We start from the raw sequence: 23,491 nt of genomic DNA, 5'->3' as shown, positions 1-23,491 counted from the left end.
ACTATTGTAAAAAAATAGCACTGGCGCTGTAATAAATAATATTCATTACAGAACAGGATGTGGTAAGGAGTCAGGAAAAACGCCCCACATAAAATGTGTCAGTGCCTAACGCAACCTAGTATCTATCGTCCTCTGCTGGAGCGGGTAGCGGGAATCGAACCCGCATCATCAGCTTGGAAGGCTGAGGTAATAGCCATTATACGATACCCGCATATGGTGCCGACTACCGGAATCGAACTGGTGACCTACTGATTACAAGTCAGTTGCTCTACCTACTGAGCTAAGTCGGCACTGGACCGCCACCGGGGACTCGAACCTCGCACACTCAACTTAAAGGGTTGACGCTCTTTCCTGATGAGCTAGTGGCGGTTGGTGGCCCTTGCTGGATTTGAACCAGCAACCTGGCGATTATGAGTCGCTCGCTCTCACCACTAAGCTAAAGGGCCGGGCGCGAAATAATACATATGCCAGTTCAGCTCTGCAATACCCCCCCACACACCTGATTCAATCCTGTATCTGCTTCATACATGGTAAAAAGTATGAGCAGCCAACAAAAAGTTACTCAGGCAATATTAACGTACTCTGACCACATTAATTTTGAAGTCATCAATCTGCCCGCTATTAAGTATAACGAATGTAGAACTCCCATTACTGTACGATTCCGACAATATCAGCCGATCATCATAGCGTGCAAGAACGTAATACCAGACACTCTCATAGCGAATCATCTGATATTCATTCTTAAACTGGGGCTTGTACCAACCGGCAATAAGTGAAAATCCCCAGAAATAGATCATGAACCCAGCCATCATACACTCAATCCAGTGATGGCGAATAAAAGACATGTCCGAAAAAAATTTTACTGAAATAAGTCTTCTTCCTGACCTGACAAAAAACGTAATTATTAAGGCAGCAATAACGCATAAAACCAGTGCATCTGGCGCAACGTGTCGATGAATTACTGAAAACTCCAGAGCAGGCGGAACAAAAAGCAACAATATCGCCAGAAAAAGTCTGATAAAACTCAGATCCTGCACATTATTTTTTTGTTTGATCCCCAGGAAGAAAAAAACACCTGTTCCCCATCCAATCAGGAATATAACAATGACTGTAACAGCATAAAAAAGGCTCCTGGCCACATCATCGACACCAGCCCCAACAACCCACCATGGGAAACCATAGTAAAAGGAAGTTCCCCAGCCATAGAAGTAAGCGCTCCCCCACCCAAGACAGCCCATATAAGCAACAAAAAGTGAAGAGTGCCTGAGCAGAGTACTGTCATCCATAGCAACACCATTAACAACCCAAAAAACATAACAACACATTGCATAACAAATGAAGCTCCATTTAGTCAAGAAGCTTCATAGCAGGAAAAACTCATAGCACAATCGCCATCACATTTAATGTTCTGTGTCTTTTTCGGGTATAAAAAACCCGCTCGGCGGCGGGTTGTGCTTGCTTTTGCCATCACGTACAAAATCGGCAAAATATCAGATTTGCATGAAATATATGCCTTTCAATCTACTTTTGCAACACTTTGCTTTGAAAATGCCGCCTTTTGTTTTGAACGTGTTCTCATTACAAACAATAAAGCCTCACTATCCAGTCGGTGAAAAATGTGTTTCATTGCAACCCAGTGACGAGTAAATGTTTTGGACCAGTTTTTAGTTGTCACTCCCGCCAGTAATGCCAGATCCTGGTATTCATAACCTTCCCCACCAAAAAGTTCTGCTTTTACTGCCTGCGCCGCTAGCCAGATTAATTTCTTCAGGCGTTCCTGCGTTTTCCCTGCAATTTTTCTGGTACCGGATTGAGTATTAAATTCATTCCACGCCCACTGTGTTATCGCGATCTGATATTCCCAACAAATACTCCCGCTGTAACACCACAACAACCAGGCTTTATGATGTTCTTCAAGAGACAGAACAGCCCGCCGCCACGATGATGTCGAAAACTCAACCGGACTGACCAGAGGAATTGACGTCCCCTTCGCCAGCGATTGCTTCCCCGGGATTGGTGGATTATCCCGCGTTATCATTTTTCCAGTCACTTCATCGCGGTACCGGATTTTTTTTCGCCTGTAACGCCCTGTATCGAACATGACATTCTCTTGCCAGGCTTCAAGCTGACCTTTTGTTGCCCCACTCAAATCAGCGGTAGCGATAATGAGCTGCTCACGCACAATATTAATTTCATCAAACTGCTCGTCGTCGATAATCAGCCCCGCATGCGTCAGTGCATCCAGTGGTGCCTTCAGGATATTGTCCAGGTCGCGGCGGCGCTTATCCGGTGGCTCTGCAATAATTTTTATCGCCAGCCTTCCAGACAGGTTTAATTTCAGTCGCTGCTGGCGAACAATAAGTGCCACATCCCGACGATAACGCTCACCGGCTTTTGATACAAAATATGTGCTGCCACGACGTCGCCAGTAAGTGTTCACTGTCGGCGGGTAAGGCAAAACAAACTCATGAAGCATCAGCGCAGTACCTCCTGCACCAATTTTTCAAACTTTCCGACTTTGATTTCCAGCTCTGCCACACAGTCCACCAGCTCATCCACCGCTTTTTGTGCACGGTGTTTAGCCTGCATCAGTTCCCTGAGTGCTGGAACCATATCCCGACGAATGGCATCTTTTGTTATACCTGTTTTTTCCAGTTGTTCCGCCTGTCGCAACATTTCCTGTGCCTGTTTACGCAATTGTTCGGGCGTAAAAGTCATGGTCTGGTTGTTCAAAAGAAACGCTCCATCTTACTGCTGTCAGTTCGTTTGTTGCTGTATCTGCGCGGCTGGGATGGCCGCATTGGGGTGGAAAGAAGCTGTGCGCTTTCCTGGTCTACGGGCAGAAAATGTCCGTTATAAAAACGCCGGTAAATCGTCCCCAGAGAACCGTTACGTTGTTTCGTGATATTGATTTCTGCGATACCCCTGGCCTGCGTATCCGGGTTGTACACTTCATCCCTGTAAAGCATCAGAATGATGTCTGCATCCGCCTCTATTTCTCCGGAATTTTTCAGGTCTGAGTTCATAGGTCGTTTATTGGGCCTGGACTCCACACCACGGGAAAGCTGACTCAGCGCAATCAACGGAAAACCACCGGATTTTGCCAGGCCTTTAAGCCCCTTTGAGATTTCACCAACGGCAAGGTCATGACGCCCCATAGTTCGGGTTTTTATCAGTCCGAGATAATCAACCACCACCAGCGCCGTTTCCGGATGTTTAATCAGGTGGTGTTTCGTTGTTGCGCATATCTCGTCAATGGTCAGGTTCGCCTGGTCCACCATCCAGATATTACGCCCGGTCATCCGTCCCACACCTTGGGAGAAACGCGCCCAGTCTTCATCTTCAAAACGGGCAACAGACTTAAGACGTGATACCGGCATTCCTCCAGCCGCAGATACCATGCGTTCACCAATCTGGATGTTCGCCATTTCCATTGTGAACAGGAGAACGCCGTGCCCCTGTTCAGTCACCTTGTCGATGATATCCAGCGCCAGTTCGGTTTTGCCCATTGACGGACGAGCCGCAATAAATACCAGGTCGCCGGGTTCCATGCCGCCTGTTTTTGCGTCCAGTTCATCAATACCGGTCATCAGTGTCCTGGATTTCTCCAGTCCCTGATTCCGGCATTCAACACGCTCAACCACTTCCGGAAGCACATCATCAATATGTACCGGCTGAATAACGCCCTTTTCCGTCGACAATGAGGCCATCATATTCTGCGCATCCTTCAGGGCATCTTCAGCTGCTTCACAGGTATGCGCATCACGTAATTTCTGCAGCGCCTCATTCAGTGTTTTTTCTGCATCGCGCAATGCAGCATTGCGCCGCAACGCTGCAACATAGTGCTCCAGTGAAGACTTCACCCAGGTTTTGCGCCCGGTGTCAGTAATCACCGGAGCAAGTTCCGGCATCTCATTACACAACAGCACAGGATCAATCACACCGGAAACACGGGCCTGTCGGCAGATGCCTGTGTAGATATCCCGGTACGCTCGTACAGAAAAAACGTCCGCTGGCAGTGTGGTCAGAATACCCATCACTTCATGATCTGCCCCACGCAGAAAGAACGCGCCGATGACAGCACCTTCCAGGTCATCGTTACGCCAGACAGGAGTTGTCATGCGGCCACACCTCCGATATGTGCACGGTAACTTGGCCAGTTGAACGACAACCAGTTCCGACCGCCATCCGTGACCCTGTCGGCAATTCGGGGACTGATGAACACCCACAACTCTTCCGGAGAAAGGTTGCTGATCAAAATTGTCGGTAAAACGCTTTCGTAACGCGCATTGATGATTTCCTGAAGAATTGCCATTTCAGCCGCACTACCAAACTGAACACCTACCTCGTCGATGATCAGCAAATCCAGTGACGCATAATGCTCGATGACCTCATCCGCTGTTTTTTCACTGTCGTTCCGCCAGCAGTTTTTCACTGCGCGGGTAAGCCGCATCACATCAGTGATCTCCACACTGGCAAGGTGGTGACGGATGATGTGTTTTGCCATTGCCACAGCCAGATGATTTTTTCCGGTACCGCAGCTGCCGGTCATAACAAGGCTGGTACCTTTTTCCAGTACATCCTCCCAGTTCTCCGCGTAGCGGCGGCAGGCTGCAAGATTCCTGGCTGCGTCAGGATTAATTTCCAGATAGTTTTCAAACTCACAGTCGCGAAACCGGAAGGCAATGCCCGCGCTTTCAATCAGAGCATCGGCTTTCAGCGCCACTAACGCCCGATGTGTCACGCTAATCTCATCCGCCAGACACTCCGGACAGCGGGAGATTTTTAAGGCTGTCTCACCATGTCGCTCGTCCCATTCCAGGATATGCGTGTTGTATTCGCCGTGTTTTTCGCAGCATCCTGCGCCTTCTGCTTCCCGGCAGGCGCGGTAAGGCCACGGTTTTTCCCCTGTCTTCGCAAATGCCAGCTCTGCCTGGAGCTCATCCATTTGCGCCTGCAGTCTTGATTGTTTTTCATGCTGACCAAACGTCATCATCGCTGTCACCTCAGAATGTCAGTTTGTTACTGGATTTACCGAATTTGTCAGACATGGCACCAAGGCCAGACAGGACATCAGCCTGTCGCTGCCGCCCACCTCCGGGAGCGGCTGGCTGTTGCCAGAAGTCTTCGAAGTGACGATCGGGTCCAAAGAACGTCGACGCCTGCTTCACGAACTGTGTGCCGGTATTTCCTGTCGCACGTACCCAGGCGGCATACCGCTTCACGCCATCAAGCATGCTCTCCGGTTTTATTCCCTCCCTGATACGGGCTTTCCAGGCTTTGAAGGCTGCTGACTTGGAATTACCACCAGCACGTTTGGGATATTCCTACCAGGCCTGTTCAAATTCCGGTGAATATTCCTGTCGGGCAGAACGCGCTGGTGCAGACGCGTCAGCGGATGCGCAAATAGTGTTTTTACTCTCTGTAGTATTCTCTGAAGTAATCTTTGTTGTATTCTCTGTAAGATCGAAATTGGTTTTCCCTTCTCCGCTGCGAGGGGTTTCCCGTGTCCGCGGTGAAGGCTTTCCCTTCTCCGCGAAATTGGATTTTACAGTTTCCCGAAAACGGGTTTCCCCATTTCGGGAAAGCTGATTGTTTTCATTGATAATTTCATTAAGGCGCTCACAATCTATACGGTAGAACATTTTGTGCTCAAGACGCTTGTTGGTTTCAACCAAAATGCCTCTGGACACAAGATGCTTACGCGCTACAGCCTGTTGTTCAAATGTAAGTCCGGTTTCGTGTTGTATCTCTTCACGCGTTTTATGTACGCCTTCCGCTGCATGTGTTTTATCCTGCCAGTAAAAAATCTGACCAAAGAAAATAACAGCGTGCGGACTTCCCATGTATTTAACGAGCCCAGGGTAATAAGCAACCGGATGTCCAAAATCGAGCAGAAGATCAGACGGACGCATAGCCACCTCCCAGGCGTTTAAACATTTTTCCGGACTGAAACGCCACCAGCGGATAACTCAGAGTATGAGTACGTCCCTGAACCTGACAGACAACCTTCTGGCTTTCTGTATTGACCAGGCAAACCCGCAGAACGTGGCCGTTGCTGGTGGTGAACCACTGCCCCACACGGGGGCAACGGTTGTATCGGTGATACAGAGAATTCACAACACGACGAATCATGGACGCACCTCCGCCGTTGTGATGTATTTAACCGGGCTGCCTTTCATTGCGATGGTTTCACACATCTCCGCTGCTTTACGTTCCGCTGTTTTCCTGGATTTATAGCGGCGGTGCCAGACAGACGTATCCGTGCGAACTGATACATCGTTTCTGTATTCAGTTGTGGAAATAATAATTTCGTAACTAATCATGGACGCGCCTCCCATTGATTACGGCGGAAAGCGGTAAGATTCAGGCTGTTCTCTACCTCATGAAATGCTTCAATACAGCTCTCGTAGTACCGCATCGTGCGCAGACTTAACCCAAGCTGAAGCATCATCAGACCATCAAGAGTTATGTAATAACCACGCAAAGAATCGCCATAAAGGTGATAAGTGCCGGGTATGAAATTACGGGTGAAAAACTCGCGCGAGCAGTTCAGATACTCGATTTTGTCGACAATGTTCTGGTGCATGCGCTTGAAATGGCAGGCAACATGCAGGGAGAAAATAACGGCCTTGCCGTTGACGGTCTCAATTTTGAGGAATGGGTGAGTAGTGGTGGTAGTCATGGTGACAGCCCCTTGTGTGTGTGCTTTACAGCTACCACCCACGGATGCGAAACCATGATTGGTGGCAGCCCAGACAGGATTCGCATTACCGGACACACAAGGGAAAACCGGCGCTTCCGAAGAAGCTCCCATCTGAGCCGCCATTGAATAGACGTGCGTAGACAAAAAAACACGCTTATGGCGTGTCAGCCCTGTGTGATGTTTCGGGATGCGAAGCCCGGTTGCTGGATTTACAGCAACGCGAGAAATATAACCCGGAACACCAGCAAGGCGCAACAGTTTGAGGTATTCGAAAAGAGATGTAGTAACGGCCTTGCCGTTGACGACTTCGATTTTCAGGTATGGGGAAGTTGGGACTGTAGCCATGATGGCAGCCTCCTTGAGCAGTGAAAAACTTCCACCACCGGAGGTTCCAAGCTCGCTGGTGGCGGACTGAACAGGGTTGGAACTACCGGCGCTCAAGGAAACCGGCGAGCCTTTCGGCTCCCCTGCCCAGCCCACCATAATTCTGGCGTGCGTGAGCATGGACGATAAAAAAGACGCTGGCGCGTCATATATCGCCTCGAGCAATTCCGGGGTTCCAATCCCAGCACCCGCTTTATAAGGTGCAGAGACAGTGTAACGTCCCGAAATTGCAGAATCAATATTTAGGCTTGAAACGTTCATATGCTTGCTGGTATTTTTGTTAACGTTCTTGGATTCTTGGGCCTGCTTTATGCAGTTGCCTGTATCAACGTTGAGCGAGCCGGGTTACTACCCGGCTTTTTTTTCACCGCTGCCAGCCAATAACCTGAAACAACCCCATTTTCGGGTGATACCAGCGAGTCCCTCGCGGTTCTGCTTCCTCCATAACCCGATAAAAAGCAGCCATAAACGGTTCCACAGCAACAATTGCGCGACGTGATAACAATCCGTCCGGCGTCATGAACTCGTGGGTGTCTGTAGGAATTTGATAAGCGTTCACCAGATTGCGGCATTTATCATCTGACAAACCGGTTTTCGCTTTCAGTTGGCGATATCCGGCATAGCCCTCACGAATGGTGCCCTTTTTGATTTGCTCGACTGTTTCGGCAACATGGCTGACTTTTTCTTCCACCTGAGTGATCCGTTTCTGCTGACGAACGGCTTCAAGAGCCATCGCTGCAACCATTTCGATTTCGCTCATTGGCTTACGGATCTGTTCTTCCAGTTCGCGCCAGCGATCTACCAGGCGAGCTGTGAATTCGGGGCAAAGCTGAGCGACGACAATGATGCTGTCGCGCTTACCTTGTTCGCCTTCGAAGATGTAAGCACCTACATTTCGTTTTAACCCTAAGTTGTTGATTATTTCGAAATTCGCCATTGGCGCACTTCGAATAATCCCCTTATCCATGAGCCTTTCAATGCTGCGCTTAACATCTTTGTGTTGGCTGCCCACCAACTCTGCGATCTCAACGCTGGTCATGGATGCTTTATCGTTAAAAATTGCGGTGTTCACTGATACCTCCTTACGGATAAATTATTGGGATCACGGTTCAGCACTTCTCAGTTACGCGCTTTTTCCAGAGCCATGCATCCCTATAAGCAGCCTCGATCCCATGGCATATCCGCATATCCTGAAACCAATGCTTCCGTTCCCATATCTGCCAAGATCGAGGTTTAATGCGATCGCTGATGCCTGTGATGGAGAACATAGCCAGTACGGGTACTTTCAGGCGTCTTCCTTTCTGGATATGCTTACGCCAGTCATTGCGAAGATTTGCCCGCATGCTGAAATAAGCACCAACAGGAAATGCAACAAGAAATGCCGCTACCTGAACAAAAAGGAGTCGCCAGAAATTATGGGAATCATCTGGAGTGAGTTTGTTCTTCTGTTCAATACCAACCCGCGCCTTGTTACCTTCATCTGGACGGTTAGTGCTTTTGGACTTGGCGCCTGGCTCGGACACTGGCTTGCCAAAAATCGAGATAAGCGGAAAGAGTTCAATGCCGTCGCTGATGAATTGTTCCTGATCCTTGACGCCTTCCGCGAGGGTTGCCGAGACGGAAAACGGGATATGCCACATATATCCAGAGACGATTTCAGAAGACTGCGCCCTCACCTGAGCAGCAGACAAGCACGAAGTTACCAACAAGCCGTAGATAACTTTTTTAACGCACTGAAAGCTAGTGAGCTCTATGAAGACAGGCGGATTGTTCCGGTTATCAAAACTCCCGCAGAAATTCTTCCCAGCCTTAATACGCTGATTAAGTTTCTGAAGCATCGCTAAGCACTGTGACATATCACACCTCCGATTGCTTACCTTGCCCCTCTTCTGTGTGCGCTAAATCAGGATGGATATACGGGATACTTGGATCCAGATGGCAGAGAATAGCTACGTCCTCTGGAACACCTCTCGTTTTCCACTTTCCAACACCTTGACTGCCACGAGGCTTTCCTTTCTTTGGGAACCTGCGGCCAATAGCGGCATTGGTTTTAAATTGAGTTTTTAATATTTCATAAAGGGTCATTCTTTAGTCTCACACCAGATACTCTGTTATCCAAGAATGTTAAACACGAGAATCCAAAGTATCAAGAGATTCTGTTACTTTAGTATCAGCAGCCATGAAAGGAGAAGAAAAATGAAATCTTTAGGTGAACGCCTCATCAACGCACGACAAAAAGCTGGGTTAACGCAAGATGCGTTGGCTAAAAAAGCAGGGGTCACCAGAGTTGCAATCAGTAAAGCCGAGCAAGGCCTTACAAAAAGTTTCAACGGTGACACCCTTTTTAAAGTCGCAGCTGCACTGCAGTGTTCACCGCAGTGGCTTCAGAGCGGAGATGCAAAAGATAAGCATTGGGAAAATAATGTTAAGAGCTGCCCACAGAGAGACACAGCACACTCTTACCCTGTAATTAACTGGGTTCAGGCAGGATTATTCGCAACTGCTGGTGATGACTACAACATGTATGATCAGGATAACTGGAGGCATTCTGTAAAATACGCTGGTGAGAGGGGGTTCTGGCTGGAAGTGCACGGAGACTCAATGACTTCGCCCGTAGGAATAACATTTCCTGAAGGAATGTCGATCCTTGTCAACCCAGATAAAGAAGTTTTTTCAGGATGTTACGTCATCGCCAGAAAAAAATCCACCAATGAAGCAACATTCAAAAAATATATTTCTGAAATGGGAAAGGCGTTTCTAAAGCCCCTTAATCCACAATATCCAATCATAGAAATGGACAATGATTGCGAAATAGTAGGTGTTGTGGTTGATGCCAGGTGGGATATTTTCTGACCAGACTCAAAACACAAAAAGAAACCAAAGTATCAAAAATCACTTGCCACACCTTGATACCTTAGTTACCATAAAACAAAGTTCGTAACTGAGGTATCATCTCATGATCAATAAAGCTACAACTCTTGACTGTCTTGAAGAACTGAAAAACCTCGGCAGCCTCATTACACTAATAGCCAAAGCAACGCCAGATGCTACGCTCTCTGGCGATATCGAGTCATGCGCAGGACTGGCATGGGATATGACAAATAGCATATCCAGAAAGCTATCGTCAGCAATGCTTTTACAGAGCAAAAATACTGTAATCAACAACCGCCTCCGCACCCAACGCGAAGCCTGTGGCTTAACAACCGCCGAAGTGGCCAGGCTGCTCAATCTCGATGAAGATATCATCATCCAGTGGGAGAGCGGAGACTATGAACCAACTATCAGTATGCTTATCCCACTGGCTAATATTCTGGGCTGTGATCCGATGTGGCTGTTAACTGGCGAGGTTACTCCTCCGGAGCAACCAAAAAGTGAGGAGCAGCAACACCATGACGCATCTCAACAAGTTTGCTCCTTATCTCGCGAAGTGATCCTACCCACGTAATGTGGACACGGCCCTAAGCGAGATTATGGTTTTCAAATTGTTCCGGGCTGAGACCGCCACAGGCACTGTGACGACGCCAGCGATTGTAATCACACTCGATATAATTAAACACCGTTGCCCGCATTATTTCCCGGCTGCTAAAGCGTTCCCCGTGGATACATTCCACCTTCAGCGAATGAAAGAAGCTTTCCACACAGGCATTGTCATAACAGTTGCCTTTCGCACTCATACTGCCACGCAGGTTGTGTCGCTTCAGCAGCGCCTGATAATCCCCTGAACAGTATTGACCACCACGGTCCGTATGAACAATGACGCTTTCCGGGCGTCTTCTCCGCCACAACGCCATTTGCAGTGCATCACAGGCCAGTTGTGCTGTCATTCGCGGTGACATCGACCAGCCAATAACGGCGCGTGACCACAGGTCGATGACTACTGCGAGATACAACCAGCCCTCATCGGTACGCAAGTACGTGATGTCACCCGCCCACTTCTGGTTCGGGCCGCTGGCGCTGAAGTCCTGCTCCAGCAGATTCTCCAATACGGGCAGGCCATGTGCACGGTAGCTGACCGGGCTGAACTTCCGGCCGGCTTTCGCCCGCAGCCCCTGACGACGCAGGCTGGCGGCAATGGTTTTAATATTGAACTCCGGCAGTTCGTCAGCAAGGCGGGGAGCACCGTATCGCTGCTTTGCCTCAAAGAATGCCTTATGAACAGCGGTATCGCAGGTGAGCCGAAACATGTTGGCGCAGGCTCATCTGGTGACGACGCCTGAGCCAGACATACCAGCCGCTGCGGGCAACCCGAAGTACACGACACATCGCTTTGATGCTGAACTCTGCCCGATGATTTTCGATGAAGACATACTTCATTTCAGGCGCTTCGCGAAGTATGTCGCGGCCTTTTGGAGGATGGCCAGTTCCTCAGCCTGCTCCGCCAGTTGTCGTTTAAGGCGGACATTTTCAGCGGCCAGTTCGCTTTCGCGCTCTGACGAACTCATTTGTTGCTGCTGTTTACTGCGCCAGGCATAAAGCTGAGATTCATACAGGCTGAGTTCACGGGCTGCGGCGGCCACACCGATGCGTTCAGCGAGTTTCAGGGCTTCGTTACGAAATTCAGGCGTATGTTGTTTACGGGGCTTCTTGCTGATTGATACTGGTTTTGTCATGAGTCACCTCTGGTTGAGAGTTTACTCACTTAGTCCTGTGTCCACTATTGGTGGGTAAGATCAAAGCTCTTCTACGGAAGAACCAATACCAATGGTGACATAATCGCCGCTTCGCCCCTCAAGGTACATGCGAACATTTTTATCAATCATTGCGGAAACAGTCTCAATATGAAAACACTTCTGAGACTCGCTATATAGCAGAACATATAAGTCAGCTGAGGAAGCCATGAAAAAGTTCGAAAACATAACTGTTCTCCATGTTGATGACTTTGATTATACAAACCCGGAACTTCTCCCGGAGGTTGTAAAGGCAATAGATGTTGCCGATATAGTGATTAGAGGAAAGAGAATTGTCAAAAACAGGCTCGCATGCACTTCAGGAGCAATGACAGAAACAACCTCACAACAAGATGATTATGAAGGCATTTGTCTGGAGCCGGACTCATTTGCGGTAAATGTTTATCATTTATTGCATGCAACACAGGCATTACATATGTCAAGTAATCACGAAACAAAAACACTTGGCAGCGAAATTCTGAATTTTGCATGTGAATATGCAAAAGCTGCTGCCGAAAAAGAATTAGCGCAATAACAATAAATATTCCCTGAATGTTTATTACGGTTTTATCGCCGGGGATTGTTGCAACCTTTATTCGCAGGAGATTATGTTATGACTTTCCTGAAACATAAGGCATCGTATAAAACTGCCTGCCTCATTGCACAACATGGAGATTCTTATCTTCATATAGCCAACCTGTATTTGCGCAAAGCATATGGGAGATAAATAAATGAAAGAAAAACAGCAAAACATAACTCATGAAAAAGTTAGACTCTTCCTCACCATCGAAAACGGCAAGGTCACTTATTCAAAGCATCTGTTAGACGATGAATTCGTTGGCAGTATGGACACTTTTTTGTGGATGGCGGAAAGGGCTGGTTACACGATTATTCCACCTGCAAATAAACAAGCGGAACAGACTTTATGAAAAATTCAGAATTCAAACCTGAAGTAACAACGCATGGAATAAAGATTGGTGACACTACTATTGATTATGTTGAAGCTGTGCGACGTCTTGATGCCGGTGAATACGATTATCCAAATTCACGCGGTTTAAGCATTCTCCAGTGCCTAGCAGAAGCCGATGAGTCCGGGATTTTAGAAAACTGTTCTATCGATATGAAGGTTGCACAGTGGCGCTGGCTGTATGTAACGGTATTTATTAATGAAGAGGAGTATAAGAACGGCACCATTGATATCCCTAACGATAACGGAACTACAGATCGCGCAGTTATTTACAAGGGGAAACATGGTTGCCTGAGTATCTACCCCGGGCCACTTCGCATTGCCCTGCAAAACCATGTCGAATGGGGGTTTATTGAAAAATATGGCGAAGCTGAAGGCATGGGGCGAGTTCTGTTTCTCTATCAAAATATGCTCATCGCAGATCCTGATAATGGTTTCATTGTTTCTGCTATGGGGCGCGAAGGGCTTGAACTCCTTCTGGATGAAATGATTCACGATCTGAATACTCATGGTATGCCAGAAGCGCCAGTGACACATTAAATATTAAGAAGAATATAATTCTTCCGTTTTTTACTAACCGTTTATATGAAAAGCAACCGTGAATTAAACAGAGTAAAACTGATTTTAATCCTTGCCACAGTGCTGACACTAACTGAAATCATTATTCTCTTTATTGCGCTGTCAGTCGGTTAAAAATATCGGGATACCACAGACCAATGAGACTGTATTTCACAATAGTAATTTTACTGGCAATTATCGCATGCATTTACGGATTACTCGTTCCGTTCCTTATATCCATGAAGGATACGATAGCAGTTATTTCTGGCTTTGCACTGGCGTTTCTGACCCCGCCCTGCATTTATGCCATTTACAAGGGTCTTTCTTTCACTAAGGATAAAAGATGAAAAAAATTATTTTTGCTTTAGCCATTGTTCTGCCGACCATTAGCCTTGTCGGGTGCGATCGCGTTGAACCAGGTAATGTTGGCATCAAGGTAAATAAACTGGGCGACGACAAAGGCGTCGGTGAGGTGGTCGGTGTTGGTCGCTACTGGACTGGCTGGAATACTGAGGTTTACATCTTCCCTACCTTCAAGCAAATGAAGACCTACGATGAACCATTCAGTTTCCAGATGAGTGACGGTACAACCATCGGCTATCACATCGGCGTGGCCTACAAAGTTGATCCATCCAAAGTTACCACGGTGTTTCAGACTTACCGCAAAGGCGTGGATGACATTACCGACACCGACCTGCGCCAGAAGATCGCCGACGCACTCAACCGACTGGCCAGCAAAATGACCACCGACAAATTTATCGACGGCGGCAAGTCTGAACTGCTGGATGCTGCTCTTAAAGACATTCAGGCAGAAATGACATCCATCGGTATTCAGGTAATGAGCCTCTCATATGTGGGTAAACCGGAGTACCCACCAACCGTTATCGACAGCATTAATGCCAAAGTCACGGCAAACCAGAAAACCCTGCAACGCGAGCAGGAAGTAAAACAGCGCGAAGCGGAAGCCAACATGCTGCGCGCGGAAGCTGCCGGACAGGCTGATGCGATTCGCACAAAAGCCCAGGCCGAAGCCGATGCTATTCGTTTACGCGGTGAAGCTCTGCGCCAGAACCCTGGAGTTATGGAACTGGAAGCCATCAATAAATGGAACGGCACACTGCCGCAATACATGGCCAGCGGTGCTAATACACCATTTATCCAGGTTAAATAACTTATACGCCCGGCAGGCCGCCGGGCTAAGGGAATAGCAGATGAACACCCATAATACTCAACCGCAAATAATGAACTATGACCCGAATCTGACGTCATGCGGACGCATGGCAAAACAAACCGTTCGATTAACTTTCGGGTTATGGGAATACCGCGAAACATTCGAAGTTACTGTCGGCGGCAATCTGACCGGACTGGATGTTATCAGTTGCGCTATTGAAAGCCTGTACGCAACACTGCCTTATGAAGAAGTCGAGGATGAGCGCACAGGGGGAACAGATATCATGGCCACCATTAATATTGGCGAACTGATATGTCAGGATGAAGACCTGTCCGGAGAACTCTGGCTTGCCGGGATGCTTATCTCAGCAGAAATTATCAGTATTGAACCCGCTACAAACATACGGCTCTGAAGTTCTCACTATTCAGAGAGCAGGAGAAAAAATGTTCGCTTTGATTAATCAGGGACAACTGTATACCGACAGTGCCGGTTACCCGGTAAAAATTATTCGCTGCATAAATAACACTGTGTTGTACAGAAGAATGGATGGGCGAACACAGTCGGTAAAAATAAACGATTTTAATGAACTGTTTGAACGGCTCGATCACCAGGAATACCGACAAATTCTGGCAGAAACAGAACAGGAAACTCATCTGAAAAAATTACGGGCCATGAAAAGGAAATAAAGAATGAATAAAGCGTTTGAGCTATGGGTACGCCAGCGTTACGGCAATCGCTATGACCTGACGCGAGATGTTGACGGTTTCTACTGCCGTGAAATTGTGAAACGAATGTTTGAAGTGTGGTGCCACTGCCGTGGGCTGAGTGTTGTGTGAGGTAATGCATGGGCAATGTGATTCAACTGGCTCCCAATGAATGGGTTTGTGAAAGCGTTCTTATCGCAATTACCGGGCTCAAACCAGGCACAATTCTCCGGGCCCGGAAAGAATGCTGGATGGTAGGAAGAGAGTATATTCACGTATCGCCTGACGGTAATCCAAAACCTTCCAGCGAATGTATGTATAACAGAAAAGCAATCGATGCCTGGGTCGCTTCAATGAAAAACAAACAACCTAGGTGATTTAATACCATGAAATATGTAAGCTCATATCGCTCTTGGGCGTCTGGAGGTATCGATGGATAAAGTCAAATATCCAACAGGCGTCGAAAACCACGGTGGCACATTACGCATCTGGTTTAATTTTAAAGGTAAACGTGTTAGGGAAAATCTTGGTGTCCCTGACACTGCCAAGAACAGGAAGATCGCCGGAGAGCTGCGGACATCTGTATGTTTTGCCATTCGTACAGGAAACTTTGATTACGCTGCGCAGTTCCCTGACTCTCCTAACCTCAAGGCTTTTGGGGTAAATAAAAAAGAAATTACGGTGAAAGAACTTGAAGAAAAGTGGCTGGATCTGAAACGCATGGAAATCTCTGCAAATGCATTCAATCGCTATGAGTCCGTTGCAAGAACAATGATTCCGAAAATTGGAGGTAGCAGACTGGTGTCAACGGTGACCAAAGAGGAATTGCTGTATATCAGGAAAGATTTGCTGACCGGATATCAGAATTCAACGAAAGACAAAGCACCAGCAAGAGGACGGAGCGTCGTTACTGTAAATTATTATATGACGACAATCGCGGGAATGTTTCAGTTTGCTGCAGATCACGGTTACTTAGAAGCAAATCCCTTCGAGGGAATTAAGCCTCTTAAAAAAGCCAGGGCAGAGCCAGATCCGCTAACTCGTGACGAATTTATTCGCCTGATAGATGCTTGCCGGCATCAGCAGACAAAAAACCTGTGGTCATTGGCTGTGTACACAGGAATGCGTCATGGTGAGCTGGTCTCCCTGGCCTGGGAAGATATCGATCTGAAAGCAGGAACAATTACTATCAGGCGCAATTATACGAAACTCGGTGAGTTCACTCTACCTAAAACTGAAGCAAGTACAAACAGGGTTGTGCATCTTATCCAGCCCGCTATCAGTGTCCTGAAAAATCAGGCTGAAATGACAAGACTGGGTAAGCAGCACCACATCAAGGTTCAACTACGTGAATATGGACGTTCAGTGAATCATGAATGTACTTTCGTATTTAACCCCCAGGTGGTTAGAAAAAGCAAACAGGTAGGTTTTATCTACAAGGTAGATTCCATTGGCGACTCATGGGAAACAGCCATTAAGCGTGCGGGGATCAGGTATCGAAAGGCATACCAGTCACGACACACTTATGCGTGCTGGTCATTATCTGCTGGAGCAAACCCAAGTTTCATTGCCAGCCAGATGGGCCATGCAAGTGCCCAGATGGTGTTCAATGTATACGGAGCATGGATGACTGACAGTAATGCAGAACAGATCGCAATGCTGAATCAGAAGCTGGCAGATTATGTCCCAATGATGTCCCATGGTCATCAAGGAGACCTAAGAGGCTTTTTAAAATCAGTAAGTTAATCTTTAATACCCGTCATGTTAACTGCGTGGAGGGCAACACGACCCTTTATGCTCTGCCAAAGCCGGAAGTGGTTCTGCGCTGGCGCGAGCAAACCAGCGATGATTTTCGTTTTTGTTTTAAATTTCCGGCGACCATTTCGCACCAGGCCGCATTGCGACATTGCGATGATTTAGTAGCAGAATTTTTAACCCGCATGTCACCGTTAGCGCCGCGCATTGGGCAATACTGGCTGCAACTGCCCGCCACATTTGGCCCCCGGGATCTGTCTGCACTGTGGCACTTTCTCGATTCCCTTCCTCGCGAATTTACCTATGGTGTGGAAGTTCGTCATCCGCTGTTTTTTGCCAAAGAGGTAGAGGAACAAACGCTTAATCGCGGTTTGCATCAGCGCGGCGTTAATCGGGTGATTTTAGACAGCCGTCCGGTTCATGCAGCGCGTCCGCATAATGAAGCCATTCGCGACGCGCAACGGAAAAAGCCCAAAGTTCCGGTTCATGCCGTATTAACAGCGACAAACCCACTGATCCGTTTTATCGGCAGCGATGATATGACGCAAAATCGGGAATTATTTCAGGTCTGGTTACAAAAATTAGCACAGTGGCACCAGACCACCACGCCTTATCTTTTTTTACATACGCCAGATATTGCCCAGGCACCGGAACTGGTACATACCCTTTGGGAAGACTTACGTAAGACACTTCCAGAGATCGGAGCAGTTCCGGCTATTCCACAGCAATCTTCTCTTTTCTGAAATTGCCACCTATCATAGACAGGAGCCATCGGCCATTTTAAAGGGAGTTTGTATGGTAAGCGCGCTGTATGCCGTTTTAGGTGCGTTGTTATTAATGAAGTTCTCTTTTGATGTTGTTCGCCTGCGAATGCAATATCGCGTTGCCTATGGTGACGGCGGTTTTAGCGAACTGCAAAGCGCCATTCGCATTCACGGTAACGCGGTGGAATATATTCCCATCGCGATTGTATTGATGCTGTTTATGGAAATGAATGGCGCAGAAACCTGGATGGTACATATTTGCGGCATTGTTCTGCTTGCCGGGCGTCTGATGCATTATTACGGTTTTCATCACCGTCTGTTTCGCTGGCGGCGTTCCGGCATGAGCGCCACCTGGTGTGCGCTGTTGCTGATGGTGCTGGCGAATCTTTGGTATATGCCCTGGGAGTTGGTTTTCTCCCTGCGTTAGCGCACAATACGCCACTTTCTTTTTCCCGGATTTTTACGTTATGTCTCACCGCGACACGTTATTTTCTGCCCCTATCGCCAGACTGGGCGACTGGACCTTTGATGAACGGGTAGCCGAAGTCTTCCCGGATATGATCCAACGTTCCGTTCCCGGCTATTCCAATATTATTTCAATGATTGGCATGTTGGCCGAACGCTTCGTACAACCTGGTACGCAGGTTTACGATCTGGGCTGTTCTTTGGGCGCGGCGACGCTCTCGGTGCGTCGCAATATTCATCATGATAATTGTAAAATTATCGCCATCGACAACTCCCCGGCGATGATTGAACGCTGCCGTCGCCATATCGACGCCTATAAAGCGCCAACACCTGTAGAAGTAATCGAGGGTGATATTCGCGATATTGCCATTGAAAACGCGTCGATGGTGGTACTGAATTTTACCCTGCAATTCCTTGAGCCTTCTGAACGTCAGGCATTACTGGATAAAATTTATCAAGGACTGAATCCTGGCGGTGCGCTGGTGCTTTCGGAAAAATTCAGTTTCAAAGATGCCAAAGTCGGTGAACTGCTGTTCAACATGCACCACGATTTTAAACGCGCCAACGGTTACAGCGAGCTGGAGATCAGCCAAAAACGCAGCATGTTAGAAAACGTGATGCTGACCGATTCTGTGGAAACCCATAAAGCACGCCTGCATAAAGCCGGATTTGAACATAGCGAGTTATGGTTCCAGTGCTTTAACTTTGGCTCACTGGTGGCATTGAAAGCAGAGGACGCTGCATGATCGACTTTGGTAACTTTTATTCTCTGATTGCCAAAAATCATCTTTCGCACTGGCTGGAAACCCTCCCTGCACAGATTGCCAACTGGCAACGTGAACAGCAGCACGGTCTGTTTAAACAGTGGTCCAATGCGGTGGAATTTCTGCCCGAAATTAAACCGTATCGTCTTGATTTACTGCATAGCGTAACGGCGGAAAGCAAAGAGCCGCTGAGTGCCGGGCAGATTAAACGCATTGAAACACTGATGCGCAACCTGATGCCGTGGCGTAAAGGGCCGTTCTCGCTGTATGGCGTTAACATCGACACCGAATGGCGTTCTGACTGGAAATGGGATCGTGTTCTGCCGCATCTCTCTGATTTGACCGGGCGCACGATCCTCGATGTTGGCTGCGGCAGCGGTTATCACATGTGGCGCATGATTGGCGCAGGCGCGCATCTGGCGGTGGGGATTGACCCTACGCAACTTTTTCTCTGCCAGTTCGAAGCGGTGCGTAAGTTGTTAGGTAACGATCAGCGCGCGCATCTGCTGCCGTTAGGTATTGAACAACTTCCGGCGCTGAAAGCCTTTGATACCGTCTTTTCGATGGGCGTGCTGTACCATCGCCGCTCACCGCTGGAACATCTGTGGCAGTTAAAAGATCAACTGGTGAATGAAGGCGAACTGGTGCTGGAAACGCTGATTGTTGATGGCGATGAGCACACAGTACTGGTGCCAGGCGATCGTTACGCGCAAATGCGTAATGTCTATTTCATTCCATCAGCACTGGCGCTGAAAAACTGGCTGAAGAAGTGTGGGTTTGTTGATATCCGCATTGCGGACGTGAGCGTTACCTCTACAGAAGAGCAGCGCCGTACTGAATGGATGGTTACCGAGTCTCTGTCCGATTTCCTCGACCCGCATGATCCGAGTAAAACGGTAGAAGGTTATCCTGCGCCTAAACGCGCGGTGCTGATTGCGCGTAAGCCGTAACCCGTTTCCGAGCGCTGAGATTGATGACAAACGCCAAAACCGCCTGATGCGCTACGCTTATCAGGCCTACCCGTCTCCTGCAATATGTTAAATTTGCACAAATTTGCAGGCTGGATAAGGCGTTCACGCCGCATCCGGCATGAATAAAGCACACTTTCAATTTAGCGCCCGTTTCCGGGCGCTATTTACTTCTTATGCGCCTGATCAGCCACGCCATTTTGTCTTTGCCTTCAGGTTCATTTTTCATACTGATCAAGGATAAAAAAAGGCCCCTGTTGAAATTGCAGGGGCCTAGTACGAGCAAGCATCATATTGGGCGACATGATGCAACGGTAAAAATCATTTGGCCTGATGGCGTTCAATGATTCCTTTCATTTCGGCAACCGCCGCCCCGTCTACGACATAACGCGAATACTCGTCCGCGAGTGCATCTGATGACATGGACAATCCTTGATTACGATAACGCATCGGTGAGGCTTGCCACGCTCCCGCGGAGCTATGGACTTCCAGCACTCCGGCATCGAGGAAGTGGTGCAGGTTTTCTGCACGAACTCCAGCTCCGGCCATGATGATTGGAGCATCACCATAGGCAATAAGTTCCATAATTTTTAATAAACCTTGCAGCGCGTCTGATTTTTGCCCTGATGTCAGCACCCTGGCAATGCCTAATTTCGCAAGATTATTCAGTGCATTTAAAGGGTTAGCGCACATATCGAAGGCGCGATGAAAAGTGACGGCCAGCGAACCGGCAGCCGCCATTATTTTTTCCATTCGTGGCATATCGACATTACCGTCAACATCCAGAACCCCCGTCACCAGTCCAGAAAATCCCAATTCGCGTACTGTGCGGATGTCCTCAAGAATGGCTGCAAACTCGCCGTCGCTGTAGCAAAAATCGCCACCGCGAGGACGGATAATCGGATGCACAGGGATAGTAACCTGCTGACGCACAGACTTCAGCACGCCCAGCGACGGCGTTAAGCCACCTTCTTTCGGTGCCGCACACAGCTCTATTCTGTCGGCACCGTTTTGCTGCGCCGTCAGCGCGCACTCCATGCTGTAACAGCAAATTTCCAGTAATGCCATTTTTACTCCTTAATTACGCCGACTGCTCACTGGCGACGATCTCTTCAATGGACCACGGATGAAACTTAATCGTGGTTTTACCGTCGGTGACGGCCAGCGTTGGATTGGGTAATCGCTCATGCTCACCTTTTGGCGAACTGGTTTTAACCGAGATCCCCGGCTGACTAAGCCCTTCATCAGAAAGTAATGCCAGTGCACGGGCGTTCAGTGTCTCTGGATCACCAGGCAGAACGATTTCGATATGTTCCCAGCCTTCGTGCGGGTAACGTTTTTCCCCAGGCCACGGTAACTCAACTATCGAAAACTGCCAGTGAGCAACCTGTACCGGTTCATGCAATTTAAACAGGCAAATCGGTCTGCCATTGATCATATTTTCTGACAGGAGTTCGCCGCACTGTTCAAACCCACGACGCCAGCGTTCAGCGGTGGCGTTTTGATGACAACGCAAGGAAATGTGATCGGCATTCAGCGGAGTAATATCCAGCCCCAGACGACGGGAAAGTTCGTCTAATGCGTGGATAAATCGCGGTAAATCCGTTGCAATATCCTGCAACTCGTCGACAGATTGCCAGTTAGCCATAATCACTCTTCGTCTTTCAGCAAAAGCGTTAATTTACCTTGTTGCCCTGCGCCAACCAACTGCTGATTTCGCGCAGTCCCCGGTGCAATAGTGAAAACGGCAATACGCCACGCGCACGTTGCTGACGAAAACAGCCATTTGCAGTATACTCCCGCCCTAATTTCTTTAACTGGTGCGGGCAATTCTCGCTCGCTTCATCAATGTAAGGTATTCCGGTGAATATTCAGGCTCTTCTCTCAGAAAAAGTCCGTCAGGCCATGATTGCGGCAGGCGCGCCTGCGGATTGCGAACCGCAGGTTCGTCAGTCAGCAAAAGTTCAGTTCGGCGACTATCAGGCTAACGGCATGATGGCAGTTGCTAAAAAACTGGGTATGGCACCGCGACAATTAGCAGAGCAGGTGCTGACTCATCTGGATCTTAACGGTATCGCCAGTAAAGTTGAGATCGCCGGCCCAGGTTTTATCAACATTTTCCTTGATCCGGTATTCCTGGCTGAACATGTTCAGCAGGCGCTGGCGTCCGATCGTCTCGGTGTTGCTACACCAGAAAAACAGACCATTGTGGTGGACTACTCCGCGCCAAACGTGGCGAAAGAGATGCACGTAGGGCATCTGCGTTCCACCATCATTGGTGACGCGGCTGTGCGTACCCTGGAGTTCCTCGGTCACAACGTAATTCGCGCTAACCACGTCGGTGACTGGGGCACCCAGTTCGGTATGCTGATTGCGTGGCTGGAAAAACAGCAGCAGGAAAACGCCGGTGAAATGGAGCTGGCAGATCTCGAAGGTTTCTACCGCGATGCGAAAAAGCATTACGACGAAGATGAAGAGTTTGCCGAACGTGCACGTAACTACGTGGTAAAACTGCAAAGCGGTGACGAATACTTCCGCGAAATGTGGCGCAAACTGGTCGACATCACCATGACGCAGAACCAGATCACTTACGATCGTCTGAACGTAACGTTGACTCGCGATGATGTGATGGGCGAAAGCCTCTACAACCCGATGCTGCCGGGTATCGTGGCAGATCTGAAAGCCAAAGGTCTGGCAGTAGAAAGTGAAGGCGCGACCGTTGTATTCCTTGATGAGTTCAAGAACAAGGAAGGCGAGCCGATGGGCGTTATCATTCAGAAGAAAGATGGTGGCTATCTCTACACCACTACCGATATCGCCTGTGCGAAGTATCGTTATGAAACTCTTCATGCCGATCGCGTGCTGTATTACATCGACTCCCGTCAGCATCAGCACCTGATGCAGGCATGGGCAATCGTACGCAAAGCAGGTTATGTACCAGAATCCGTACCGCTGGAACACCACATGTTCGGCATGATGCTGGGTAAAGACGGTAAACCATTCAAAACCCGCGCTGGCGGTACGGTGAAACTGGCAGATCTGCTGGATGAAGCACTGGAACGCGCGCGTCGTCTGGTGGCTGAGAAGAACCCGGATATGCCAGCCGACGAGCTGGAAAAACTGGCCAATGCGGTCGGTATCGGCGCGGTGAAATACGCGGATCTCTCCAAAAACCGCACTACCGACTACATCTTCGACTGGGACAACATGCTGGCGTTCGAGGGTAACACTGCGCCGTATATGCAGTATGCCTACACCCGTGTGCTGTCCGTGTTCCGTAAAGCGGAAATTAACGAAGATCAACTGGCTGCGGCTCCGGTTGTCATCCGTGAGGATCGTGAAGCGCAACTGGCCGCTCGCCTGCTGCAATTTGAAGAAACCCTCACGGTGGTTGCCCGTGAAGGTACACCGCACGTGATGTGTGCTTACCTGTACGATCTGGCTGGTCTGTTCTCTGGCTTCTACGAGCACTGCCCGATCCTCAGCGCAGAAAACGAAGAAGTGCGTAACAGCCGTCTGAAACTGGCACAACTGACCGCGAAGACGCTGAAACTGGGTCTGGATACGCTGGGTATTGAGACTGTAGAGCGTATGTAATCGCGTTATGTGTCAAAGGCC

The 23,491-nt window shown here is 48.6% G+C and carries 29 protein-coding genes, 4 tRNA genes and 4 pseudogenes; 17 read left to right on the top strand and 20 right to left on the bottom strand.

From position 1 onward, the window contains the following. Nucleotides 1-136: 136 nt before the first annotated feature. From C1192_RS02695 to C1192_RS25865, 17 genes and pseudogenes are all read right to left on the bottom strand, one after another. Nucleotides 137-211, bottom strand: a tRNA-Gly gene (locus tag C1192_RS02695). Between the two features lie 3 nt (nt 212-214). Beyond that, nucleotides 215-290: transfer RNA gene (locus tag C1192_RS02690), tRNA-Thr, on the bottom strand. Nucleotides 291-292: 2 nt separating this feature from the next. After that, a tRNA-Lys gene (locus C1192_RS02685) sits at nt 293-369 on the bottom strand. Nucleotide 370: 1 nt separating this feature from the next. Beyond that, nucleotides 371-446, bottom strand: a tRNA-Ile gene (locus C1192_RS02680). Between the two features lie 126 nt (nt 447-572). Further along, nucleotides 573-1,286 (bottom strand): STM1630 family protein, encoded by a 714-nt coding sequence (locus tag C1192_RS02675; RefSeq protein ID WP_038356001.1) that lies wholly within the window; start codon nt 1,284-1,286, stop codon nt 573-575. A gap of 230 nt (nt 1,287-1,516) precedes the next feature. Next, entirely contained in the window at nt 1,517-2,191 is a 675-nt protein-coding gene (locus tag C1192_RS02670; RefSeq protein ID WP_173405935.1) for a bacteriophage antitermination protein Q, read from the bottom strand. After that, a pseudogene (locus C1192_RS25385) lies at nt 2,171-2,476 on the bottom strand (RusA family crossover junction endodeoxyribonuclease); the annotation flags it as partial. The pseudogene C1192_RS25385 and the gene C1192_RS02670, both read right to left, overlap by 21 nt. Continuing rightward, the gene (locus C1192_RS02665) at nt 2,476-2,733 is read right to left on the bottom strand and encodes a hypothetical protein (RefSeq protein ID WP_162183434.1); all 258 of its coding nucleotides are present in this window, start codon (nt 2,731-2,733) and stop codon (nt 2,476-2,478) included. The gene C1192_RS02665 and the pseudogene C1192_RS25385, both read right to left, overlap by 1 nt. Further along, nucleotides 2,730-4,121 (bottom strand): replicative DNA helicase, encoded by a 1,392-nt coding sequence (locus C1192_RS02660; protein WP_038356002.1) that lies wholly within the window; start codon nt 4,119-4,121, stop codon nt 2,730-2,732. The genes C1192_RS02665 and C1192_RS02660 overlap by 4 nt, the downstream gene beginning before the upstream one ends. After that, nucleotides 4,118-4,996 carry an ATP-binding protein gene (locus C1192_RS02655; protein WP_038356003.1) on the bottom strand — a complete coding sequence of 293 codons (879 nt, stop codon included), beginning with the start codon at nt 4,994-4,996 and terminating at the stop codon, nt 4,118-4,120. The genes C1192_RS02660 and C1192_RS02655 overlap by 4 nt, the downstream gene beginning before the upstream one ends. 10 nt (nt 4,997-5,006) lie before the next feature. Next, nucleotides 5,007-5,915 (bottom strand): annotated as a pseudogene (locus tag C1192_RS02650) (LvrA C-terminal domain-related protein). After that, nucleotides 5,902-6,135 (bottom strand): hypothetical protein, encoded by a 234-nt coding sequence (locus tag C1192_RS02645; protein ID WP_000621231.1) that lies wholly within the window; start codon nt 6,133-6,135, stop codon nt 5,902-5,904. The pseudogene C1192_RS02650 and the gene C1192_RS02645 overlap by 14 nt, the downstream one beginning before the upstream one ends. 187 nt (nt 6,136-6,322) lie before the next feature. Then, nucleotides 6,323-6,964, bottom strand: coding sequence for an ash family protein (locus C1192_RS25575; protein ID WP_370567156.1), 642 nt, complete (start codon nt 6,962-6,964; stop codon nt 6,323-6,325). Between the two features lie 15 nt (nt 6,965-6,979). Beyond that, nucleotides 6,980-7,351 (bottom strand): annotated as a pseudogene (locus C1192_RS25570) (ash family protein); the annotation flags it as partial. A 103-nt stretch (nt 7,352-7,454) separates the two neighbouring features. Further along, a complete protein-coding gene (locus tag C1192_RS02630) occupies nt 7,455-8,129 on the bottom strand; it encodes a Rha family transcriptional regulator (RefSeq protein WP_215420017.1) in 675 nt (224 codons plus the stop codon). Between the two features lie 70 nt (nt 8,130-8,199). Then, a complete protein-coding gene (locus C1192_RS02625) occupies nt 8,200-8,946 on the bottom strand; it encodes a hypothetical protein (protein WP_052463092.1) in 747 nt (248 codons plus the stop codon). Nucleotide 8,947: 1 nt separating this feature from the next. Further along, entirely contained in the window at nt 8,948-9,175 is a 228-nt protein-coding gene (locus tag C1192_RS25865; protein ID WP_000177361.1) for a hypothetical protein, read from the bottom strand. Between the two features lie 111 nt (nt 9,176-9,286). Here C1192_RS25865 and C1192_RS02615 point away from each other — a divergent pair, with 111 nt between their 5' ends. Together C1192_RS02615 and C1192_RS02610 are read left to right on the top strand one after the other, a co-directional pair. Then, nucleotides 9,287-9,943, top strand: a complete 657-nt coding sequence (locus C1192_RS02615; protein WP_038356006.1) for a LexA family protein — start codon at nt 9,287-9,289, stop codon at nt 9,941-9,943. A 103-nt stretch (nt 9,944-10,046) separates the two neighbouring features. Continuing rightward, nucleotides 10,047-10,535 (top strand): helix-turn-helix domain-containing protein, encoded by a 489-nt coding sequence (locus C1192_RS02610; RefSeq protein ID WP_038356007.1) that lies wholly within the window; start codon nt 10,047-10,049, stop codon nt 10,533-10,535. A gap of 13 nt (nt 10,536-10,548) precedes the next feature. Here C1192_RS02610 and C1192_RS02605 read toward each other — a convergent pair. Next, nucleotides 10,549-11,700 (bottom strand): annotated as a pseudogene (locus tag C1192_RS02605) (IS3-like element ISEc16 family transposase). A gap of 385 nt (nt 11,701-12,085) precedes the next feature. Here C1192_RS02605 and C1192_RS02595 point away from each other — a divergent pair. The 14 genes from C1192_RS02595 (at nt 12,086) to cmoB (ending at nt 19,855) form a co-directional block, all read left to right on the top strand. Continuing rightward, nucleotides 12,086-12,292, top strand: a complete 207-nt coding sequence (locus tag C1192_RS02595; RefSeq protein WP_038355592.1) for a hypothetical protein — start codon at nt 12,086-12,088, stop codon at nt 12,290-12,292. A 196-nt stretch (nt 12,293-12,488) separates the two neighbouring features. Further along, nucleotides 12,489-12,686 carry a hypothetical protein gene (locus C1192_RS02590; RefSeq protein WP_038355593.1) on the top strand — a complete coding sequence of 66 codons (198 nt, stop codon included), beginning with the start codon at nt 12,489-12,491 and terminating at the stop codon, nt 12,684-12,686. Beyond that, the gene (locus C1192_RS02585) at nt 12,683-13,264 is read left to right on the top strand and encodes a hypothetical protein (protein WP_038355594.1); all 582 of its coding nucleotides are present in this window, start codon (nt 12,683-12,685) and stop codon (nt 13,262-13,264) included. The genes C1192_RS02590 and C1192_RS02585 overlap by 4 nt, the downstream gene beginning before the upstream one ends. A 176-nt stretch (nt 13,265-13,440) precedes the next feature. Further along, nucleotides 13,441-13,629 carry a hypothetical protein gene (locus C1192_RS25565; RefSeq protein ID WP_001242070.1) on the top strand — a complete coding sequence of 63 codons (189 nt, stop codon included), beginning with the start codon at nt 13,441-13,443 and terminating at the stop codon, nt 13,627-13,629. Then, entirely contained in the window at nt 13,626-14,453 is an 828-nt protein-coding gene (locus C1192_RS02575; RefSeq protein WP_038355595.1) for an SPFH domain-containing protein, read from the top strand. The genes C1192_RS25565 and C1192_RS02575 overlap by 4 nt, the downstream gene beginning before the upstream one ends. A 40-nt stretch (nt 14,454-14,493) precedes the next feature. After that, the gene (locus tag C1192_RS02570; protein ID WP_038355596.1) at nt 14,494-14,865 is read left to right on the top strand and encodes a DUF5406 family protein; all 372 of its coding nucleotides are present in this window, start codon (nt 14,494-14,496) and stop codon (nt 14,863-14,865) included. Between the two features lie 31 nt (nt 14,866-14,896). Continuing rightward, nucleotides 14,897-15,139 carry a DUF4222 domain-containing protein gene (locus tag C1192_RS02565; RefSeq protein WP_021558719.1) on the top strand — a complete coding sequence of 81 codons (243 nt, stop codon included), beginning with the start codon at nt 14,897-14,899 and terminating at the stop codon, nt 15,137-15,139. A 3-nt stretch (nt 15,140-15,142) separates the two neighbouring features. Next, nucleotides 15,143-15,289, top strand: coding sequence for a hypothetical protein (locus C1192_RS02560; protein ID WP_001030139.1), 147 nt, complete (start codon nt 15,143-15,145; stop codon nt 15,287-15,289). An 8-nt stretch (nt 15,290-15,297) separates the two neighbouring features. After that, nucleotides 15,298-15,534 carry an excisionase family protein gene (locus C1192_RS02555; protein WP_000528718.1) on the top strand — a complete coding sequence of 79 codons (237 nt, stop codon included), beginning with the start codon at nt 15,298-15,300 and terminating at the stop codon, nt 15,532-15,534. 55 nt (nt 15,535-15,589) lie between these two features. Then, nucleotides 15,590-16,903 (top strand): tyrosine-type recombinase/integrase, encoded by a 1,314-nt coding sequence (locus tag C1192_RS02550; protein WP_038355597.1) that lies wholly within the window; start codon nt 15,590-15,592, stop codon nt 16,901-16,903. Next, the gene (locus C1192_RS02545; protein WP_052463060.1) at nt 16,891-17,655 is read left to right on the top strand and encodes a DUF72 domain-containing protein; all 765 of its coding nucleotides are present in this window, start codon (nt 16,891-16,893) and stop codon (nt 17,653-17,655) included. Before C1192_RS02550 ends, C1192_RS02545 begins: the two co-directional genes overlap by 13 nt. Nucleotides 17,656-17,707: 52 nt before the next feature. Next, nucleotides 17,708-18,103, top strand: a complete 396-nt coding sequence (locus tag C1192_RS02540; RefSeq protein ID WP_000252971.1) for an MAPEG family protein — start codon at nt 17,708-17,710, stop codon at nt 18,101-18,103. Between the two features lie 40 nt (nt 18,104-18,143). Further along, entirely contained in the window at nt 18,144-18,887 is a 744-nt protein-coding gene (cmoA, locus tag C1192_RS02535) for a carboxy-S-adenosyl-L-methionine synthase CmoA (protein ID WP_038355599.1), read from the top strand. After that, complete coding sequence (gene cmoB, locus C1192_RS02530; RefSeq protein ID WP_001516547.1) at nt 18,884-19,855, top strand: tRNA 5-methoxyuridine(34)/uridine 5-oxyacetic acid(34) synthase CmoB; 972 nt, start codon at nt 18,884-18,886, stop codon at nt 19,853-19,855. Before cmoA ends, cmoB begins: the two co-directional genes overlap by 4 nt. Before the next feature lie 339 nt (nt 19,856-20,194). On the opposite strand, the gene cutC is transcribed toward cmoB, so the two are convergent. Together cutC and C1192_RS02520 are read right to left on the bottom strand one after the other, a co-directional pair. Next, the gene (gene cutC, locus C1192_RS02525) at nt 20,195-20,941 is read right to left on the bottom strand and encodes a copper homeostasis protein CutC (protein WP_038355600.1); all 747 of its coding nucleotides are present in this window, start codon (nt 20,939-20,941) and stop codon (nt 20,195-20,197) included. 13 nt (nt 20,942-20,954) lie between these two features. Continuing rightward, complete coding sequence (locus tag C1192_RS02520) at nt 20,955-21,521, bottom strand: VOC family protein (RefSeq protein WP_001516550.1); 567 nt, start codon at nt 21,519-21,521, stop codon at nt 20,955-20,957. Nucleotides 21,522-21,736: 215 nt separating this feature from the next. On the opposite strand from C1192_RS02520, the gene argS reads away from it, so the two are divergent. Then, entirely contained in the window at nt 21,737-23,470 is a 1,734-nt protein-coding gene (gene argS / locus C1192_RS02510) for an arginine--tRNA ligase (protein ID WP_001025346.1), read from the top strand. The last annotated feature ends 21 nt before the right edge of the window (nt 23,471-23,491 follow it).

This window comes from Escherichia marmotae (genome assembly GCF_002900365.1).
Classification (GTDB): Bacteria; Pseudomonadota; Gammaproteobacteria; order Enterobacterales; family Enterobacteriaceae; genus Escherichia; species Escherichia marmotae.
The sequence above is the reverse complement of the archived record's forward strand: the minus strand, read 5'-3'. Positions and strand labels throughout refer to the sequence as shown.

Excerpts from the sequence above, each read along its gene's own strand:
- C1192_RS02675 (WP_038356001.1), bottom strand. The coding sequence starts at position 1,286 with ATGGATGACAGTACTCTGCTCAGGCACTCTTCACTTTTTGTTGCTTAT.
- C1192_RS02660 (WP_038356002.1), bottom strand. The coding sequence starts at position 4,121 with ATGACAACTCCTGTCTGGCGTAACGATGACCTGGAAGGTGCTGTCATC.
- C1192_RS02655 (WP_038356003.1), bottom strand. The coding sequence starts at position 4,996 with ATGATGACGTTTGGTCAGCATGAAAAACAATCAAGACTGCAGGCGCAA.
- C1192_RS02645 (WP_000621231.1), bottom strand. The coding sequence starts at position 6,135 with ATGATTCGTCGTGTTGTGAATTCTCTGTATCACCGATACAACCGTTGC.
- C1192_RS02630 (WP_215420017.1), bottom strand. The coding sequence starts at position 8,129 with ATGACCAGCGTTGAGATCGCAGAGTTGGTGGGCAGCCAACACAAAGAT.
- C1192_RS02625 (WP_052463092.1), bottom strand. The coding sequence starts at position 8,946 with ATGTCACAGTGCTTAGCGATGCTTCAGAAACTTAATCAGCGTATTAAG.
- C1192_RS25865 (WP_000177361.1), bottom strand. The coding sequence starts at position 9,175 with ATGACCCTTTATGAAATATTAAAAACTCAATTTAAAACCAATGCCGCT.
- C1192_RS02615 (WP_038356006.1), top strand. The coding sequence starts at position 9,287 with ATGAAATCTTTAGGTGAACGCCTCATCAACGCACGACAAAAAGCTGGG.
- C1192_RS02610 (WP_038356007.1), top strand. The coding sequence starts at position 10,047 with ATGATCAATAAAGCTACAACTCTTGACTGTCTTGAAGAACTGAAAAAC.
- C1192_RS02595 (WP_038355592.1), top strand. The coding sequence starts at position 12,086 with ATGACAGAAACAACCTCACAACAAGATGATTATGAAGGCATTTGTCTG.
- C1192_RS02590 (WP_038355593.1), top strand. The coding sequence starts at position 12,489 with ATGAAAGAAAAACAGCAAAACATAACTCATGAAAAAGTTAGACTCTTC.
- C1192_RS02585 (WP_038355594.1), top strand. The coding sequence starts at position 12,683 with ATGAAAAATTCAGAATTCAAACCTGAAGTAACAACGCATGGAATAAAG.
- C1192_RS25565 (WP_001242070.1), top strand. The coding sequence starts at position 13,441 with ATGAGACTGTATTTCACAATAGTAATTTTACTGGCAATTATCGCATGC.
- C1192_RS02575 (WP_038355595.1), top strand. The coding sequence starts at position 13,626 with ATGAAAAAAATTATTTTTGCTTTAGCCATTGTTCTGCCGACCATTAGC.
- C1192_RS02570 (WP_038355596.1), top strand. The coding sequence starts at position 14,494 with ATGAACACCCATAATACTCAACCGCAAATAATGAACTATGACCCGAAT.
- C1192_RS02565 (WP_021558719.1), top strand. The coding sequence starts at position 14,897 with ATGTTCGCTTTGATTAATCAGGGACAACTGTATACCGACAGTGCCGGT.
- C1192_RS02560 (WP_001030139.1), top strand. The coding sequence starts at position 15,143 with ATGAATAAAGCGTTTGAGCTATGGGTACGCCAGCGTTACGGCAATCGC.
- C1192_RS02555 (WP_000528718.1), top strand. The coding sequence starts at position 15,298 with ATGGGCAATGTGATTCAACTGGCTCCCAATGAATGGGTTTGTGAAAGC.
- C1192_RS02550 (WP_038355597.1), top strand. The coding sequence starts at position 15,590 with ATGGATAAAGTCAAATATCCAACAGGCGTCGAAAACCACGGTGGCACA.
- C1192_RS02540 (WP_000252971.1), top strand. The coding sequence starts at position 17,708 with ATGGTAAGCGCGCTGTATGCCGTTTTAGGTGCGTTGTTATTAATGAAG.
- cmoA (WP_038355599.1), top strand. The coding sequence starts at position 18,144 with ATGTCTCACCGCGACACGTTATTTTCTGCCCCTATCGCCAGACTGGGC.
- cmoB (WP_001516547.1), top strand. The coding sequence starts at position 18,884 with ATGATCGACTTTGGTAACTTTTATTCTCTGATTGCCAAAAATCATCTT.
- cutC (WP_038355600.1), bottom strand. The coding sequence starts at position 20,941 with ATGGCATTACTGGAAATTTGCTGTTACAGCATGGAGTGCGCGCTGACG.
- C1192_RS02520 (WP_001516550.1), bottom strand. The coding sequence starts at position 21,521 with ATGGCTAACTGGCAATCTGTCGACGAGTTGCAGGATATTGCAACGGAT.